The 16,493-nt window shown below is 59.6% G+C and carries 15 protein-coding genes; 11 read left to right on the forward strand and 4 right to left on the reverse strand.

Features of this window, described 5'->3' with window-relative positions:
* Nucleotides 1–24 precede the first annotated feature (24 nt).
* From ABIC35_RS19235 to ABIC35_RS19275, 9 genes are all read left to right on the forward strand, one after another.
* Nucleotides 25–1,230, forward strand: coding sequence for an AAA family ATPase (locus tag ABIC35_RS19235; RefSeq protein ID WP_121079861.1), 1,206 nt, complete (start codon nt 25–27; stop codon nt 1,228–1,230).
* Nucleotides 1,231–1,309: 79 nt separating this feature from the next.
* A complete protein-coding gene (locus tag ABIC35_RS19240; RefSeq protein WP_121079859.1) occupies nt 1,310–2,323 on the forward strand; it encodes a ParB/RepB/Spo0J family partition protein in 1,014 nt (337 codons plus the stop codon).
* Between the two features lie 599 nt (nt 2,324–2,922).
* The gene (locus ABIC35_RS19245) at nt 2,923–3,474 is read left to right on the forward strand and encodes a hypothetical protein (RefSeq protein WP_121079854.1); all 552 of its coding nucleotides are present in this window, start codon (nt 2,923–2,925) and stop codon (nt 3,472–3,474) included.
* Between the two features lie 36 nt (nt 3,475–3,510).
* Nucleotides 3,511–4,158, forward strand: a complete 648-nt coding sequence (locus ABIC35_RS19250; RefSeq protein ID WP_121079852.1) for a glutathione S-transferase — start codon at nt 3,511–3,513, stop codon at nt 4,156–4,158.
* A gap of 167 nt (nt 4,159–4,325) precedes the next feature.
* Nucleotides 4,326–4,883 (forward strand): recombinase family protein, encoded by a 558-nt coding sequence (locus tag ABIC35_RS19255; RefSeq protein ID WP_121079850.1) that lies wholly within the window; start codon nt 4,326–4,328, stop codon nt 4,881–4,883.
* A gap of 209 nt (nt 4,884–5,092) precedes the next feature.
* A complete protein-coding gene (locus tag ABIC35_RS19260; RefSeq protein WP_121079848.1) occupies nt 5,093–6,250 on the forward strand; it encodes a serine hydrolase domain-containing protein in 1,158 nt (385 codons plus the stop codon).
* Nucleotides 6,251–7,168: 918 nt separating this feature from the next.
* Nucleotides 7,169–7,429: a hypothetical protein gene (locus ABIC35_RS19265; RefSeq protein WP_147425984.1), complete on the forward strand. Its 261-nt coding sequence runs from the start codon at nt 7,169–7,171 to the stop codon at nt 7,427–7,429.
* A gap of 171 nt (nt 7,430–7,600) precedes the next feature.
* Nucleotides 7,601–7,852 (forward strand): hypothetical protein, encoded by a 252-nt coding sequence (locus tag ABIC35_RS19270; RefSeq protein WP_147425982.1) that lies wholly within the window; start codon nt 7,601–7,603, stop codon nt 7,850–7,852.
* Between the two features lie 121 nt (nt 7,853–7,973).
* Nucleotides 7,974–8,285, forward strand: a complete 312-nt coding sequence (locus ABIC35_RS19275) for an ArsR/SmtB family transcription factor (protein WP_121079846.1) — start codon at nt 7,974–7,976, stop codon at nt 8,283–8,285.
* 366 nt (nt 8,286–8,651) lie between these two features.
* On the opposite strand, the gene ABIC35_RS19280 is transcribed toward ABIC35_RS19275, so the two are convergent.
* The 3 genes from ABIC35_RS19280 to ABIC35_RS19290 all read right to left on the reverse strand — a co-directional run bounded on the left by ABIC35_RS19280 (nt 8,652) and on the right by ABIC35_RS19290 (nt 12,359).
* Nucleotides 8,652–9,245 (reverse strand): PEP-CTERM sorting domain-containing protein, encoded by a 594-nt coding sequence (locus ABIC35_RS19280; protein WP_121079844.1) that lies wholly within the window; start codon nt 9,243–9,245, stop codon nt 8,652–8,654.
* A 1,386-nt stretch (nt 9,246–10,631) separates the two neighbouring features.
* Nucleotides 10,632–11,486, reverse strand: a complete 855-nt coding sequence (locus ABIC35_RS19285) for a flagellin (protein ID WP_121079842.1) — start codon at nt 11,484–11,486, stop codon at nt 10,632–10,634.
* Nucleotides 11,487–11,987: 501 nt separating this feature from the next.
* Nucleotides 11,988–12,359, reverse strand: a complete 372-nt coding sequence (locus ABIC35_RS19290; protein WP_121079839.1) for a DUF6894 family protein — start codon at nt 12,357–12,359, stop codon at nt 11,988–11,990.
* 877 nt (nt 12,360–13,236) lie between these two features.
* Between ABIC35_RS19290 and ABIC35_RS19295 the strand changes: the two genes are divergently transcribed.
* Nucleotides 13,237–13,503, forward strand: coding sequence for a hypothetical protein (locus tag ABIC35_RS19295; protein WP_121079835.1), 267 nt, complete (start codon nt 13,237–13,239; stop codon nt 13,501–13,503).
* A 530-nt stretch (nt 13,504–14,033) separates the two neighbouring features.
* Here ABIC35_RS19295 and ABIC35_RS19300 read toward each other — a convergent pair.
* The gene (locus ABIC35_RS19300; protein ID WP_147425980.1) at nt 14,034–14,816 is read right to left on the reverse strand and encodes an N-acyl amino acid synthase FeeM domain-containing protein; all 783 of its coding nucleotides are present in this window, start codon (nt 14,814–14,816) and stop codon (nt 14,034–14,036) included.
* A gap of 259 nt (nt 14,817–15,075) precedes the next feature.
* Here ABIC35_RS19300 and ABIC35_RS19305 point away from each other — a divergent pair, with 259 nt between their 5' ends.
* Entirely contained in the window at nt 15,076–15,702 is a 627-nt protein-coding gene (locus ABIC35_RS19305) for an FxDxF family PEP-CTERM protein (protein ID WP_121079831.1), read from the forward strand.
* Nucleotides 15,703–16,493: the final 791 nt, after the last annotated feature.

A 16,493-nucleotide genomic window follows, 5' to 3' on the forward strand; every position in this document is an offset into this window, starting at 1 on the left:
CCATTGAATTGCGAAAGGTGAAATGTGGCTAACGGACTCGATCTTGAGGAAGCCGATCGGCTGGTATCGGTCGCTGCGCTTGCGGGGCGAACGTCGTCGGTACTCGAGAAGCTGAGAGATTCGGCGCGCAGTGCGCGCTCGGACGACCGGAGGGAGCCGACTTTCACGATCGGCAAAGCGGCAGAGCTGGTGAACCGGACACCGGCGGCAATCCGCGACGCTGAGAAGGACGGTCGACTCCCCGAGCCATCGCGCACCGACAATAATCGCCGCGAACGCTACACGCTCGCGCAGCTCAACGATATGCGCGGCGTTTTCGGAACTCGGCCTTACCGCGCTGCGGGAGACCCCTGTTGCGTGGTTGCAGTGCAGAATTTCAAGGGCGGCGTTGGTAAATCCACCGTGGCGGTCCACCTCGCTCAGTATCTCGCTATACGGGGCTACCGAGTTGCACTGGTGGACTGCGATAGCCAGGCTTCGGCGACAACACTGTTCGGCTATGTGCCCGATCTTGACCTAGACGAGGATGACACGCTCTATCCCTTCTTGCGGGAAGACGAGCGGACGTCACTCGACTATGCACTTCGCAAGACGCACTTCGATGGCCTCGAACTGATCCCCGCAAACCTGCGGCTTTTCAATTCCGAGTACGAACTCGCCGCGCGTATGGCGCGAGGAGGGTTCGACGCGCTCCTCAATCGTTTGAAGGTCGGGATCGACAGCATCGCCGACCGCTTCGATGTCATCGTAATGGACCCTCCGCCCGCACTGGGAGCGATATCGCTATCCGTCCTTCGTGCAGCGAACGCGCTCGTCGTGCCGGTGCCGCCGACTGTAATGGACTTTTCGTCCACGGCCGCATTCCTTTCAATGCTCGACGAGACAATTGAGCAGCTTGCCGAACGAGGCATGGCGCCGGAGCTCCAGTTTCTCAGGTTTGTCGGCTCCAAGGTCGATGAGAACAAGTCGATGCAGAAAGAACTGCTGCAGTTGATGAGAACGCTGTTCGGCCACGCCATGATCCGGACGCCGCTTAAGGATTCGGCCGAGATCGACAACGCGACCGCTCGGCTCATGACCGTCTACGAGCTTGACGGACCTGCGACTAGCTCGGCGGTCCGCAATCGTTGTCTGGGGTATCTTGATGGGGTGAACGCAGAGATTGAAGTCGACATTCGCTCGATGTGGCCGAGCCATCAAGCGGCGCTTCGTAAGGCGGCGCTGGCGTGAGGCGTGCGCGTTGCACGCGTACCGGAACGAAAAATATGAGTAAATTGCACGCGTGCAATTTCGGAAGAAGGATGCTCCTATGAGCAGGAGAAACAGCGGCTTTGCAGCCGATCTTGCGGCTGGAATCAACCTTTCGGAGGAGCCTGCGCCGCAGCGCCGAACTGGCATCGCCTCGAATGTTCTGACAGGCCGTTCAAACAGACTTGCGGACCTCGCTTCTGGTGCCGTCGTAAACCGAATGCACGAGCTTGTCGATCCTGCGCGCTGCAGGATGTGGGCGGGGCATAACCGCGATTACGCGCTGCTTACGGAGGAGCGCTGCGCCGACCTAATCGAGAGCATCAAAGCTCAGGGCCGGCAGGAGATGCCGGCGATTGTTCGGCGCCTGTCAAACGATCCGGACTTCGATTTCGAGGTAATTTGCGGTGCTAGGCGGCACTGGACGATCAGCTGGCTACGATCGCACAACTATCCCGACTTCAAGTTCCTCATCGATATCCGCGAGATTGGCGATGAGGAGGCGTTCCGCCTAGCCGACATCGAAAACCGAGCACGTGATGATCTGACCGATCTAGAGCGGGCGAAGGATTACCTTCGTGCGCTCGGTCGCTATTACGACGGTCGTCAGAGAACGATGGCAGAACGCCTCAACGTCACCGAGAGTTGGCTGACCCGCTACCTCGATCTTGCGCGCCTACCTCCAGAGCTAACCTGTGCCTTTGCAAACCCTCAGGACCTCGGCGTTCGGAACGCGATCGCACTCAAGGCACTGCTGAAGCCTGAAGATCGCAAGGCGAGGGCGTTCGCAGAAGCAGCGCGTATCGCCGATGCACGCAACGCGGGGGCACCGGCGCAATCGGTGGTCGAGACAATCAAAATCCTGAGCCTAGCGGTTGACCCCCCCAAAAAGTCAGGATCCCCCAAGAGGTCAGGAAAAGCCGAGACCGTGTCAACTGCAGGGGGCAAGCCGGTCCTTCGAATTGAGGGCGCCGATCGGAAGGGCATTCGGCTCACACTGCTCAACAAGGGGGGCGCGTCGCGGCAGGATGCCGAGGAGGCTTTGCAGGCGATCCTAGACCAGCACTGGAGCTGATGGCGCTGAGAGGCCTGCTAGGAGCTTCCTGGCGCCCTGTGGAGTAACGCCAAGCAGGCGGGCCACCGCTGATGCCTGAAGCCCGGGGTAGGCGACCAGGAGACGAGCGAGGGCAGGGGCCTTGCTTCGCTTGGTAACCTGCCGGTTGACTTGCCCCGCTCCAGTACCCGCTCGATGGCCCCGAGCTCGCGGAGGCCGCTCGTGGCCGCAGCAGTAAGAGCCTCGGCGATCGCCGTTGTAAGCGCGGCAGGGGAGTGGGGGAGGAACTTCGGCAGTAGGACCAGGGACGGAATGACGCGGGTCGTGAAACCGGCGCGGTGCATCATCAGCGGCATGGCGGCGGCGATTAGCCAGTTGCGGTCACGCGATCGGAGAGGAATCGCCCACGAGCGCCATGTTTTGGCCCGCCCCCTTCTCAGGCGGTGTTGCCTTACAGATACCGGTTCACGTCTGACACTTTACCTCCGCTTGCGGTAAAGTGTCATGGAAGACAGCATGCCTCGTTGCGAGCTGGCCCCTTGAGTGTCAGCCGTGGAAAAGCGCGGAAAGGCGACGTTTGAGGGATTCACAGCAGTCGGATTAGCGCTTAGATTCGCAATATGTTCTATCAGGCCGACCTCTTTGACACCCCGTCACCTGAGCACACTGCTGAGGCCATGACCCTCCCTGCCGTCATCGAGCGCATCGCTGAAGTGTCATTGCGGCCGCGATATGCATTCATGGTGCTGCAGCTGATTGCCCGTGCTGCCGCTCCCAGCGCTTTGAGCGCAGGACCCTATGTCGGGGTAGGAGACCGACGTATTCCCTTACGCGACTGGCTCTGCGATGCCTTGCTGCCGATGGCTAATCGCGACGCCAGAAGACTGGCGCAGATTGACGATGTGCGGATTGAACTTGAGCGCGCAGGCACGCTGCCGACTGATGCCGCTGAAGCGGCTAGGTGCCTCGACGAGGAGGTGCGCGAACGGGTCCGCCGTTCAGGACGCTGCAACGTCAGTCGGGCGGTCTCTGATTTGGTTCGTGCGGGCTTGGTCCGCCGCCATTATAAGGGCTACAGGGTTGATCACATCAATCGGGGCGCGCAACGTGAGGTTGTTTACACCATCCTACCGGCAGCGGCTCAGGCCCTCTTCGGCCTCACTCACACCTAGACCCGGTATGCCCAATTCGACGAGCACACGCTGCTGATGGCTGAGCCGGTTCTCTACAGTTTCCGTCGTTGCCCGTATGCGATGCGGGCGCGTCTAGCGCTCACAGTAAGCGATGCTCGGTACGTGCTTCGCGAAGTCAGGCTGGCCGACAAGCCGGCTGAGATGTTGAGGATCTCGCCGAAGGGCACTGTTCCTGTCCTCGAGTTGCCCAGCGGAATTGTGATCGACGAGAGCTTGGAGATTATGATGCATGTGCTTCAAGCCCGGGATCCGGAGAACTGGCTATCCCGCACTGACGTCGCGCTGATCGAGGCTAATGACCGCGAGTTCAAACACCACTTGAACCGCTACAAATATGCTGATCGCTATGGCTCGGATGCCGTGGTTCACCGCTCGCGCGCCCTCAGCTTTCTACAGGAACTCGATCTGCGCCTCGCTGCAGCTGGTCAGCTCTGCGGATTCGAGCGCGGGTTTGCAGACGCGGCGATCATGCCCTTTGTTCGCCAATTCGCCGCAACAGATCCTGCGTGGTTCGGAACGCAGGCGCTGCCGCACCTGAATGCTTGGTTAGCTGGCCATATAGCTTCAGACCTGTTCAAGAGGGTCATGGTTCGCACGGCGCCTTCTGCCCCGTGCCAGCGAGACGGCCAATTAGGATCTGGGTGGCGAGCTAGGCTTCGATGACCTCCCAGGTCACCCTTCTAGCCATCGGCGCTCCCGTAGCCAGGATGGGTATACCCTGACTGCACACATACGACTGAACGATAGTGTGTTAAATCAGGGTCGCTTTCAGATACATTGAACACTTAGTCATAACGGTCTAGACCCTCTTCGAACAGAAAGAGGGTACAATGACGCTTTTTGGCTATGCTCGAGTGTCGACGGCGGGGCAGGACCTCGCAGTCCAGCTGGATGCCCTGAAAGCTGCCGGCTGTCAGACTATCCGATCAGAGAAGAAGCCTGGATCGGACCGCAATGGCCGAACGGAGCTTCAGACGCTCCTGGATTTTTTGCGGGAAGGCGACACCTTGGTGGTCACACGGATCGATCGGCTCGCACGCTCCATGAAGGATCTTCAAGACATTGTGCATGAGCTGAAGGGGAGGGGGGTGGCTCTCAAAGCGACCGAGCAGCCAATCGACACTGGTACAGCGGCTGGCAAAGCCTTCCTCGACATGCTTGGCGTTTTCGCGGAGTTTGAGACGAATCTCAGGCGAGAACGCCAGGCGGAAGGGATTGAAGCGGCCAAGTCGAGGGGCGTCTATAAGGGGGGCAAGCCCCGTATCGACCCGGAAGCGGTTCGCAACCTGCTCGCGCAAGGTGTTCGACCAGCACATGTCGCTCGCGAGCTCGGGATCTCTCGGGGAAGTGTTTATCGCTTTTCGTCCAAGCGTCAGATCATGACATAATACCTGCTTGAATGGAGCGCTGATGCTCTCGCCGCACAATGTGAATCTGCAGGCTAGTCTGCCTAGGCGTTTAGACCAACGGTCATCGGTACCGCAAAACCCCCGATCATAGAGGGATGTCTTAACTCCACGAGTAGATGACATGGGTAATTTGACAACCCGCCTGATTTGCCTGACGCTGGATTCCTCCAGCTGCAGAAGGGGTGATAATGCTTGCCCGAAACTCTTTGGCTTCACTTTGGTTGGTGGCGGTGCTCGGCAGCGGATCAGCACAGGCGAAACCTTTTGCAAATCGCGAACTCGATGCTGCGGTTCATGCTGCGATGGCGAGAACTGGGGCCAAGGGTGTAGCCATTGCGCTGATCGACCGAGGCAAAGTCGTCTCTGTCCGAACTTATGGAGTCCGGAACGCCGCGTGGGACCCGCTCAGTCCAGATACCATTATGTACGGCGCTTCACTGACCAAAGCCGTGTTTGGCTACCTGGTCACGCAGCTTGCGGCCGAAAAGAAGTTAGCCCTCGATCGACCAATCGCCTCTATGCTGCCCCAGCCGCTCCCGTCCTATGGGAACATCGACGCTTATGGAGCCTGGGGAGATTTAGCCAATGACCCTAGATGGAAGCAGGTGACCCCACGTCACGCGCTCAATCACTCTACCGGATTTGCGAATTTCTCCTCCCTTGAGCCTGATGGCAAGCTGCGCTTTCACTTCGACCCCGGGAGCCGCTACGCGTACTCTGGAGAGGGAATTTCTCTTCTACAATTTGGGGTTGAGAAGGGCTTGGGATTAAGCGTGGAGGACGAGCTGCAACGCCGTTTCTTCCGTCCTTTGGGTATGACGCGGACGTCATTGGTATGGCAGGGCAGTTTCGGCACAAACCTGGCGGATGGATGGGACGAGAGCGGCAAAAGCGAGCGGCATGACGATCGCAGTCGCGTGCGAGCGGCTGGATCGATGGACACCACGATCGCCGATTTCGCCCAAATGGCCGCGGCGATGGTCCGAGGCTATGGATTGCCCGCAGCTTGGCGAGCTGAATTCGCACGCGGGACGCAAGTGATTACCGGCAAGACGCAGTTTCCCACAATGCAGAATGCTGCACCAGCAGGCGAGCGAACTACGGCTAAAGCTGCTTTGGGCGTTATTGCCTTCAACGGCCCCCAAGGCCCCGGATGGCTGAAGGGCGGACACAACGAAGTAACAGCCAACACACTTGTCTGCCTGGAGCGCGGACGCCGATGCGTTGTGATTCTTGGTAACGACGTCCGGATCGAGACGGCTTTTCCGGCCCTAGTGCGTGCCGCTATAGGTCCCACAGGTGTGCCCTATAGCTGGGAATATGGCTTTGAGCGCGGTGACAGCTGAGCGCCCACTTGGCATCGTTCGGAAGTTTTGACCGCTTCTCGCAAGCGGAGATGTCTTTTGACTGGTTCGCAATCGATCCCTGTGTACCGGGGGAGGGGGGCACGAAGCTTCGTGCCCCGTTAGGCTTCCTCGAAGCCCTGGAGGTCCGCGCCGCCCGTGACCAGAACTGGGACATTCCTGCCGTTCCCGCCCCAGGAGTGTGACGGCAGCTCTCGCCAGAACCTGCCCTTGACCGGCTTGAAGCCGCTTGGCAGCTGCGCGCCCAATTCCTGCCGCTAGAAGGTGCTCCAAGGCTTCCCAGAAGCGGACATCACGTGATTCAGGTTCGCGACTTGTCCAGGCCCGCCGAAGGGGAAGGGGGGACGTCGCACGCCCCCGCTTGTCGCCATTCGCCTGCCCCTAGCAGCTTTCTAAAGCGCACATTGGTCCGCGCGTCGCGAAGTCGCCCCGAAGCGCCTTTATCCATCGGCCGCAGAGTATCGATAACGGCTAAGTCGAATAACCCGGTAACTCGACTAACCGCGTAAGTGGATGCGCAGCATCGGGCAGACGCGGAAATCTCGGCGGCAGCGCGCCCAAGGGCGCCCGCTGCTTTCCTATAGCAACAGTCGAAAGTCCTCTGAGCAAGGCGGTAGCATCGTCGTCATTGATATCACCTTTGCAAAGCATCCATGCTCGAGCTCCTGACGTCAGCATCGAGCGTGTCTGGAACTGCGGCTCATGGCGCGGTAACGGCCGCGGGGCGGGGGTAGGGACGCGGGCAGGTGCACGCCTCTTCAGGACGTTTAGGAGGCTGATTGTCCTCCCCAAAAGCGGACGCGGCAGTGCCGAGCTCGCCGGACCCTGTGGGCGGCAATAAGGGGTGGGAAACTGCATTTAGCCGCTAGGCTGCGCACTGACTGACCGGAGCGGGCTGCGGTGAGGAAAGACGTCGAGCGGCATCGCCGGCAGGAGGCTTGGCTCAACGACACGTTGCGGATCGCAGGACGGCGTGGTCATTCAGTTCGCGTGCTGTTCGATCAGATGGTGGTGGACATCAATCCAGATTGCGGTCCGCTGCGGCTGGACCGCCTATTGGCGCGGGAGGGCAGTGCAGAGGATTGGAGCTGGCTTTCTACCGCCCTGGAAGCGCTAGCGGAATGTGCCGGTGTGCAGCGGCTCTCAATCAAGTGCGCGTGATTCCTTTTGCTTGCAATTAGTTGGCTAGGGTCACCGGAACTGGTATGCGCGATAATAGTTTAACTCGGTTAACCATCAGTTTGCCGCGCGCACTCTTGCTGCGTTGCATCATTTCGGATTAATGCGCGTTCGTCGGCAACACGTCCATTGTGGACCTGAGGAGACTTCACGATGAGCGCAGATGACGGTGAAGCCGGTCAGGAGATCATAAAAAACGTTGAACTGGCTCTTGGCGATGGATCTACCGTCTCTGTTTATCTCAGAGGTCGCAACGAGCCCATTTCAGTGGTTCGCGTGCACCGCACGCCGCTCACTGTGCGGCTGGAAGGTACCTGCAACGCCGTTCACGACGTGACGTACAGCGCTGTTGTTGGAGCGAAGTACTCTCCTCGAGGGCTGCGTGTTGTCGACGGCATGGCGTAGTTTGCAGCGCTGTCAAATGGGTATGCTTCGGCACTCAAAGTGAGCCGAATAGAATAACTTACGTTAGGTGCTTGGACCTGCCAGGTTGCACGCCGCAGGCCGGGTTCATAGGCTAGCGTTGATGATAGAGAACCGACATCGGCAGGCGGCACGTGATTCCGATTTCTTAAAGGTCTTGGGGGGCCGCACTCGCATCCTCCTTCTTCGGGAACTCTTCGACGGCGAGCAGTCGGTTCGCGAGCTTGCCGCTGCAATCGGTGTGCTGGAGACGGCGGTTTCGCAACAGCTTACCATACTGAAAGCAGCGGGATTCGTCTCAACCCGCCGTCAAGGGCAAAAGATCTTCTATTCGCTGGCAAGTGACGATGCTCGGCAGCTTCTCGAGATAGTTCGAAAGTTGACAATGAAGGCCGAGGTAGAGGCTACAGGGTAGAGGAAGCCTCCGAGGCCGCGCACTATGCGAGGATGCTTAGTCTGCGGTACACTCAGGTTGGATATCTCGAACGAAGCTGGCATCCTCATTGACGGCTCTCGGTAGATCAGAGAGAAGAATTAGCACCGCCTGCATCAACACCGACAGCCCATGTACGCACTCTGCCAGTTGCGGATCATTCAGTTCTCGAGCTAGAGCGTCGAGCTTCGCGAGGCGAGCCGCAGCGTCCATCAGGATAGCATTTGTGTTGGCTGTCATGTCACTGCCTCGGCTCGAACGATCCCGTGAAGCTTTGAACGATGGCCCAAATGAAAAAGGGCGACCTCGATAAGAGGCCGCCCACTTTCACGTTACGCAGATTGCGTCTTAGGCGTACGAAACCTTGACGCTGCGACGACGACGCGCAGCCGCGCCAGCCATGCCGGCGCCAGCGATCAGCAGGCCCCAAGCGGCCGGCTCGGGAACGCCGCTCGGCGGTGAAGCAAGCGTGTAGCTGCCCGACACGGCCGAACCAGCGCCACCGGTCTGGGTGAAGCTGAAGGTCAGCGAAGCGGCGCCCGGGTCGAAGCCTGCCAGAGCGACCGACGGAGTGAAGGTGCCGAGCGTGTACAGCGAGACCACGGCGCTGGTGCCTACGGTCGACAGGTCCACCTTCGAGATGGTGCCCACGAAGGTGCCGTATGCGCCGCTGAGAGTGACGGCCGAACCCGAGGTGGCGGTCACGTTGGAGAGGGTGAACAGGGAGAAGAACGAGACGGGGCTCAGGTCACCCGTGCCGTTGCTGGTGGTGACCGTACCGCTGTTGGTGAAGGTGGTGCCAGCGCCGATTACCGGCGTCGAGGTGCCGACGTTGAACACTGCGCCAGCAAGCGTGCCGACGATGGTGGCCGCCGACGCGGCCGTGGGAGCTACAACCGCTGCCGTCGTGGCAGCGAGCAACGCGAGAACACGAGTGCGCATACATTCCCCTACTTTGGTTAAAGACCGGTTAATGCCGGCAGCCGAGCACTCTCCAGAAGGCCGCAACTTGTCAATCGTGAAATATTGCAGTTGCGAGATGCAACCGTTCCAACTCGACTATCTTACTCATAGATCAGCGATTTTTTTTCGCCCCGCACTTGCAGTACGATGAAGGTCACTGTCGCTCAAACGTTTGCAATAGCAGCGATTTTTTGACCGAAAGACGTCAACTTTTGTGGACAGCTGCGAGTTCCAATCCTATCTAAGTTTTGCCGCCCCCTCCCGCGCGCAAACGGGCCCTAAAATCGAGTGATTCGTTCTTTCGATTGGGGGCGGCAACTTCCCCTTCGTGATGGTGCTTAGTTCGCAGGCTCGGCACGGTGGCGTCCGAGCAAAGGTGCTCGGATACGCCCTGAAGTCGAGCCATTAGAATGCCTTGCGCGGGTTGCCTTCTGGGTCGTCAGCGGTAAGAAGCCGCTGGTCACTCCTTCTCGGCCGCACTCAATCCACACCTCGAGTGCGCAAGCCGACGGGTCTGCCGGGTAGGGGTGACACCGCTTGATCAGCCTTAACTGGTCCTTATGGATAATCCCGTAAGCCAAGTCCGTCGCCTCACGCGGTTCCCTTCCGCATCTCCAGGTGAGGCGACAATTCACTGATGCGAGATGAAATCGCCCAGTTGATAATCGATTCTGCATCACGCATAGAAAGGACGTTGGCGGACTGCGCCTACACCTTTGGCTCGGTGGCTTCGCCTCCGGGCCGTTTTGCATTTTAGCGAGTCGCTGACGGGGGTCGCGTCGAGTTATCTGCGCGCCGCTTTGCAATGGATGCGAAAGGGTGTCGCGTGAGGCGACTGCTCCTCTGTACGGATATTTTTCTAAATCCGAGTTAGCGCTGATCGGTCGGCATGCAGCTCTGACCGGCGTCGCGGGCGAAGGGGCCACCTCTGAGGGGATGGGGCGACCTCAGAGGTGGTGCTGCACTTTTAAGCGGGCACACTTAACGAATGCGCTCAACTGGGATCCGCTCTTTCCCGGATGCCAGAACGCGCAGACCTTCAAGGCTAGCCTCGGCTGCGTTGCGGTTGGTTGGCGTTTGTGCACCTCTGCGGTGCGGAGCGGAGGTGGATCGACGGGTTTTGGAAGCTGACTTTGGGCGATCGGAGGCGGGGCAGGGCTCCGACACCTACGGGGGCAGTCAGAAGATGACTGCCGCGGTCAATGCAATCAGTCGGCAGGCGGGCGTCGGGCGCCCCTCGGCTTTCCTATACCGCCTTCGCGCCGCTTGCCATCGATAGAGCTAGTCTGGCGCAAAAGGCCGGGATGGCGTACCATCCCGGCCCTTCGCAAGCCTTCGGCCCCCCAGGGTTGGGGCCTTGGGCTATTAGCGGAACAGCGAAGTGATCGTCTGCGGCGCCTGGTTGGCGATCGACAGAGCCTGAACACCGAGCTGCTGCTTGACCTGCAGAGCCTGCAGTCGAGCCGATTCCTTCGCCAGATCGGCGTCGACGAGGTTGCCGATGCCGCCCTCGATCACGTCCGAGAGCTTGCTGGTGAAGGTCTGCTGAGCATCGATCTTGCGCGAAGCGGCGCCGAGCGTGCTGAGCGTGGTCTTCAGGTTCGCCGAAGTGGTCTTCAGCGTGTCGACCATCGTCTGCGCAGCGGCCTGGGTGTTGATCTGGCCGGTCGAAGCGACGGTGATCGTCGAGCCGCCGAGGTCCAGACCCTGGTTCGCCACGGTGAGCGAGTCCGGGTTCCACGCGGTGGTCGCCGTGTTCGAGTCCTGCAGCGACTGCAGCGCGGTCACCTGACCACCCGAAGCCTTCAGCAGGTTCGTGCCGTTGAAGTCCGAGCCGTTGACGATCGTGGTGATCTGGTCACGAAGCGCGGTGAAATCCTTGTTCAGGGCGTCGCGGGTCGAAGTGTCGATACCAGCGTCGGCAGCCTGCTTGGCCTTCGCCTGCATCTGGTTGACGATGTCGTTGATCTGCTCGGCGCCGGCAACGGCGACGTCAGTCACGCTCTTCGCGCGGCTGAGCGACGACGAAACCGCCTTCAGGCCGCCGAGGTCGCCACGCAGGCCACCAGCGATCGTGTAGGAAGCCGAGTCATCCTTGGTCGAGGACACGGACAGACCGGTGTTGATGCGGCTCTGCGTGGTGGCCAGGTCCTTCTGGGTCGCAGTCAGGCTCTGGAGAGCCGCCATTGCGCCGACGTTCGTGTTAACCGAAAAAGCCATGATGTTTTCCTTCTTGGTACACGGGCCGCTTCTGCAGCCCGGATCGGAAGCGCCGACCCGCTACCGGGCACAACTGCCCCGCCAGACCATTTTGGGAAAAAAATTGTGCTGCTGACGATTCCCGCGATAATTCTGATGGTTACTCCAATATTTAGATTCGTGAACAACAGCTAAAAGGCGGGACAATAGGGTCACCGCCCGCTGTTATGCCGAGACGAAGGACGCCTGCAGACGGTGATACGCTATGGAGTTGTTATGAATGCCCGACCAAGTCGGCTCGGTCGAGATATCGCCTGCTGAGACGCTTGGGATCTGACTTGAAATGCTTGCAAGGTTGCCGCGCTCTCAGGGGGTGCGTTCAGCGCCCGGGGTGGGGTAAGTCAGAACGCAAGAGAGGGCAACGCTCAGACGATATTGCAGATAGTTACGCGAGTCACGGACGTAACTAATCTCCTTTTGACACAAAAAATCCGGCCAGCCGCGGCATGGGGTGACCGGGTTTCAAGGCTCCGAAGAACATCGCAGAAGGTTCATTGACTGCGCCGGCCACGATACCGGCCACTGGCCTTGTGTCAATTTGCTCCCTAAGCGCAAGGTCCTACGTTGAGACGTGCGGCGGCAGGCAGCATCAGACCGACGCTGCTGGGCTACGGCGGCGCTGTCGATGTTGATGATGATGAGGGTGCAGGGCACCAAACCTCGGTCGTTGGTGATCTCTATGCGAAAGTCGCGTTCATGCCAGACCGACTGTGCACTATCCTGTAAAAGGCTGACTGCGATCGCATGCACCCTCGCCGCCTCGAGACTCTCAAACTCCGCACCAACCTTATCAGTCTCCATGCCGCCGTCTACCGAGTTGAAGAAGTACTGCATCAGCACCTCGCAGCTTTGGCGGGATGTACCACCATTTAGATTGTTAATTCCAAGCGGAGACCTTCATCCCCGGCAAGCTGGCAGCGAGGCGTACGACGCCGGAGCAACCGCAGGTCGCAATCCAGCCTTCCTTGGTCATCCACGATGAGGTTCAGACGAGAACCGGTCTGGGGGCAGACGCTCTGAGGCTACCTGGCAGTTGCCTCCGCGCCAGCGCGCGATTTCTCGCTGGGGAGGTTGCCGCCTCCGGAAACCAGGGGGGAATCGGAGGCGGCGAAACTCTCTTAGAGTCGCAAGCTTAACGAACTTACCGTCTACGCCTCCAGATTCCCCGCAGGTGCTATCGGAGTAGCGAAAGCAGCTGAAAGGACGAGGCAGCCACCAGGAGTGCCGCTAGGACAACGGCCCCGACATCAAGAGCTGTAGGACGGCGGATTTTCACAGACACTTCGTGAACTGGCCCTTCTTAGGCCCGCTAGCGATGTGGCACTTTCCAGCCTTGTCCTTTGTGATGCCGCTCGCCGCTGCCGCTGCAGCCGCCGGCGGGCACTTCACGAATTTGCCCTTAGCGTCCTTGCACGGTCCAGCTGCTAGAGCCGGTGTGATGATCAGGAAAACCGCGGCGGTGATCGTGGACACACGGAACATGGTGATCCTCTCCCTTCGAGTCGTTGGACGACAGGATGCCACGGCTCAAATTGCCTGCAATCGTTAAAAGCAGAGAACGTTTGCGGCGCTTCAAGGGCCGTGCTGACGTCGCGTGCCAATTGTCGATAGTCGCATCGGCAGCTTTCACGCGCCCTGCATTGTGCGCATGGCAGAGAATGGGTGGAAAACGGCCGTTGGCCACAGCGGTGAGTAGCCTTAGGTTGGGCTCATGGCACGAGCGCAGCACACCTTCGTCAACCGAAAGGATGGTCCGATCTACGTCTCAGTCGAGCCTTGGCCACAGTGCTTTGAACTGGAACCCGGCGATAAGCTGACACTCATCTGGGACGGTCCCACTTCTGGCGACACGTTGCAGATCGACTTCATCAACGAACGCGAGTTGGTGGTCTGGCCGAACGGAGACATCGACGGTATTCGGTACCTCTTCAACGGCGAACCCGGCGAGGATCGAAGCTGGACGTTCAAGCATCAATGATGTCCGCTATTGGGGCGGGACCGGCCGAACAGCGCGAGGGCTAGGGAGCCAGGCAGCTCGGCGCCCAATTGCCGCCATTCAGCGGACCGATCGACACTCCCGAAAGCGGATGCAAACCGGGCGACCTCTGGCGGCTCCGCTGGAGGCCGATCCCGGGTTCGCGAGCGGTCTGGGTGGGAAAGGGAAAACGGCAACTAGTTTGAGGCTCGTAGGTGCATAAGGGCCCATACCGCATGCTCGTTTGCACACCTTGGTATTGAACGACGCAAGATAACTCGCTCTGATCTCGCAACCTTTTTCGACCACGCTCGTTTTTATGTTCCCTGAACAGTGTACTAGGTCACGCAGTTGGCGGGCTCTCGCACCCCCCGTCCGTCGACTGGTAGAAGAGCCCGACGAGCTTCGCAGCCGGCGGGCTCTTTTGCGCTGTCGAAAAGCGGTCTCCTAAACTGCCAGCTACTCGATCGCCTAGGTCTTCAGTGATGCGATGAAGCCACCCACAACGCGAGCTGGCACAACCCAGGTGCGGTTTATGCCTGCCCAGAGGGATAGCGATCGATGGCGCGAGTACCCTCAATCTCATCGAGAGCCATGGCCAACGCCGCTTCTTCGCCTTCCCGCAGGAAATAAGGATACAGCGATCGTGAATTGCTTCTGTCCCCTTCCCTGTGGCTGCTGATGTTCGCCCTTATCGCATCGACGCTGAGCCAGAGCAGATGGGAAGGCGCATTTACGCTTTCATTTGTGCGGGCGTCTCCCACAGGGCGAAAGCCTAGCATGGCTTCGTAGAAGGCTCGATGCCGAGGGTTCACTTCGATGAAGAGGTCTGTGCACTGGTGTTTTGCTGATCCGAAAATCAGCACTGCGTGGAACAGGTGGGCCAATCGGGGCCGAGCCGGAGTGGACGCGTCAAAGGCGAACTTGGTCAGCTCACAAATGCTGGAGCCCGGAGCGGCACGAAAGGCGTCTAGGACATCTCCGAAGGTACGGTCAGCGGCAAGGCCAGCAGCGCCGTCGACCGTCAGTGTGAGAGTGCCGACCAACCCTTCCGTCGAGGCGGCGAGGAATGTTGTGCAACCCTCCCCCTCGGGAATCTGGTGATCGCGGCCATAACCCCGCCAACCATACATTCTGTTCAGCAGGTCCGCTGCTTGAGATCGTTGCTGACAACTTGTGGCGATCTGAATCCCAAACTCCGCTAGGGCCCCACGTGGTGTCTTGTGCAGCCATTCTGTCGCCAACGTTCCGCTTGCCGCTGACGCACGTCCGGCAACCGCATTCACTGCGTCCGATGTCATGAAAAGCCCCGTCATTTTGCTCTCGACCCGAGCAACCGGTACCGCGACGGCGTAACGTTTGCGCTAAGGGCCCACCGCATCTCGGCCATACCGTGCTGAAAACACGGCAAAAATTCTGGAGAGCTGAAACGATGTGGAGAAATGCAGACTGCAGACGGCAAAGCGTATCCGCTGGTCGCATTTTTGCTGAATGGAACCAATTACTTAGCTAAGCGTTCGGCCCTCCGGCCGAACATCGTTAACGGCTTGGTAACCTTTTCAGGGAGTCTACTGTATGAAGCGCTATCTCGCGGCCGTCGCCGCCATTTCGGCGGGCCTTCTTGGCACGACCGCAGCCCAGGCTGCAACCACGATCATCACCCCGAGCTCGCAGCCGAAGGGCACGACTTTTCTCGTTTCGGGCGATCCGTTCTCCGGACCGGTTGCTGCAACGTTCGGTCACACCGGCATCGCCAAGGGCGCTTTCACCGACATCTTCCAGTTCACGCTCGGCCAGGACGGCACCGGAAGCGGATCTGTCACGACCAGCGTGACCAAGACGGGCTTCCTGAAGTTCACCGACCTCGACATCACCTCGGTCGTCTTCAACGGCATCACTGCGGCCAGCACGCTGTTCGACCTCGGCGGAAACGTCTGCTCTACCCGCGGCGTCGGTAGCTGCGGAGCTAGCGAGTCCTTCGCTCTCACGGATGCAATGGTTAAGGCTGGCGTGCTGAACTCCATCACCATCACCGGCGTTTCGCGCGGTCTCGGCTCCTATGGCAGCAACGCAACCTTCGATCCGTCGGCCGTCCCCGAGCCCGCCTCGTGGGGTCTCATGATCGGCGGCATCGGTGCGGCCGGCTTCAGCCTGCGCCGCCGTCGTTCCAGCAGCGCTCGCCGTTCGATCCAGACGGCCTGACGTTAATCTGTGCTTTTGGTGCTGTTGCATCTTCTGGAGCAACAGCACCAAAGAGTGTTGGATCAGAAGCGCCTCTCGCAAAGCGCCAAAGGCAGAAGGGCCCAGGTAGACACCCCTGGGCCCTTCGCTTGCCAGTCCACCTAGGATATAGGCGGCAGTCAAGTTTGTTTCAAAAATAGAGCCCACTCGTTCGCTGCTCCACCTCTTTGAGGGGGTGTTCCCGTTCTGAGGGTAGTGGAGAGGTTAGCTACAGCTAGCCTCTGCAACTGGTGCAGGATCGTCTGATAATGGCGTCCTCAGCAAAACATGGTTAACCGTCGATTCTAGCGAACCTGACTTGGTCAGTAGCGAAGGTCAAGCAGATCAGCGGTGAGTCGAGGGGACGCCAAGCCTGGGCGTTCTGAAGTCGCACCCAGCCGATCGTAGAGCGAACGCCAAGAAGGCTGGGAGCCGATCCCCGCCCTCAACCATTACGCCGGCGGATGACGCCCGCAGCTGCTCGTCCACCGCACGGTGTTCCCAGGCCAACTTATTTCGCAGAGCCGCCGCCACAGGATGACGCCTTTTCGGTTTGCCAGCGAATTGAAGTGGATGGTTTGCTGCAAGTGATCGGCGGCGGCGAGACGGGGTGCTTCCAAGACCTTTTGGCTAATGAGGTGAGGAAAGGTGCAGCAGCTCAGACCTTTGGCCGCGACTTGAAAGCTATGTTCCATGTGCTCCATTTCGGGACAGGTCCCGCTAAAATGCAATTCAAGGGGGCGCAACCGAGGCCAAAGCCAAACGTTCCGGCG

Origin of the sequence: Sphingomonas trueperi (assembly GCF_040545965.1) — a bacterium.
GTDB lineage: Bacteria > Pseudomonadota > Alphaproteobacteria > Sphingomonadales > Sphingomonadaceae > Sphingomonas > Sphingomonas trueperi_C.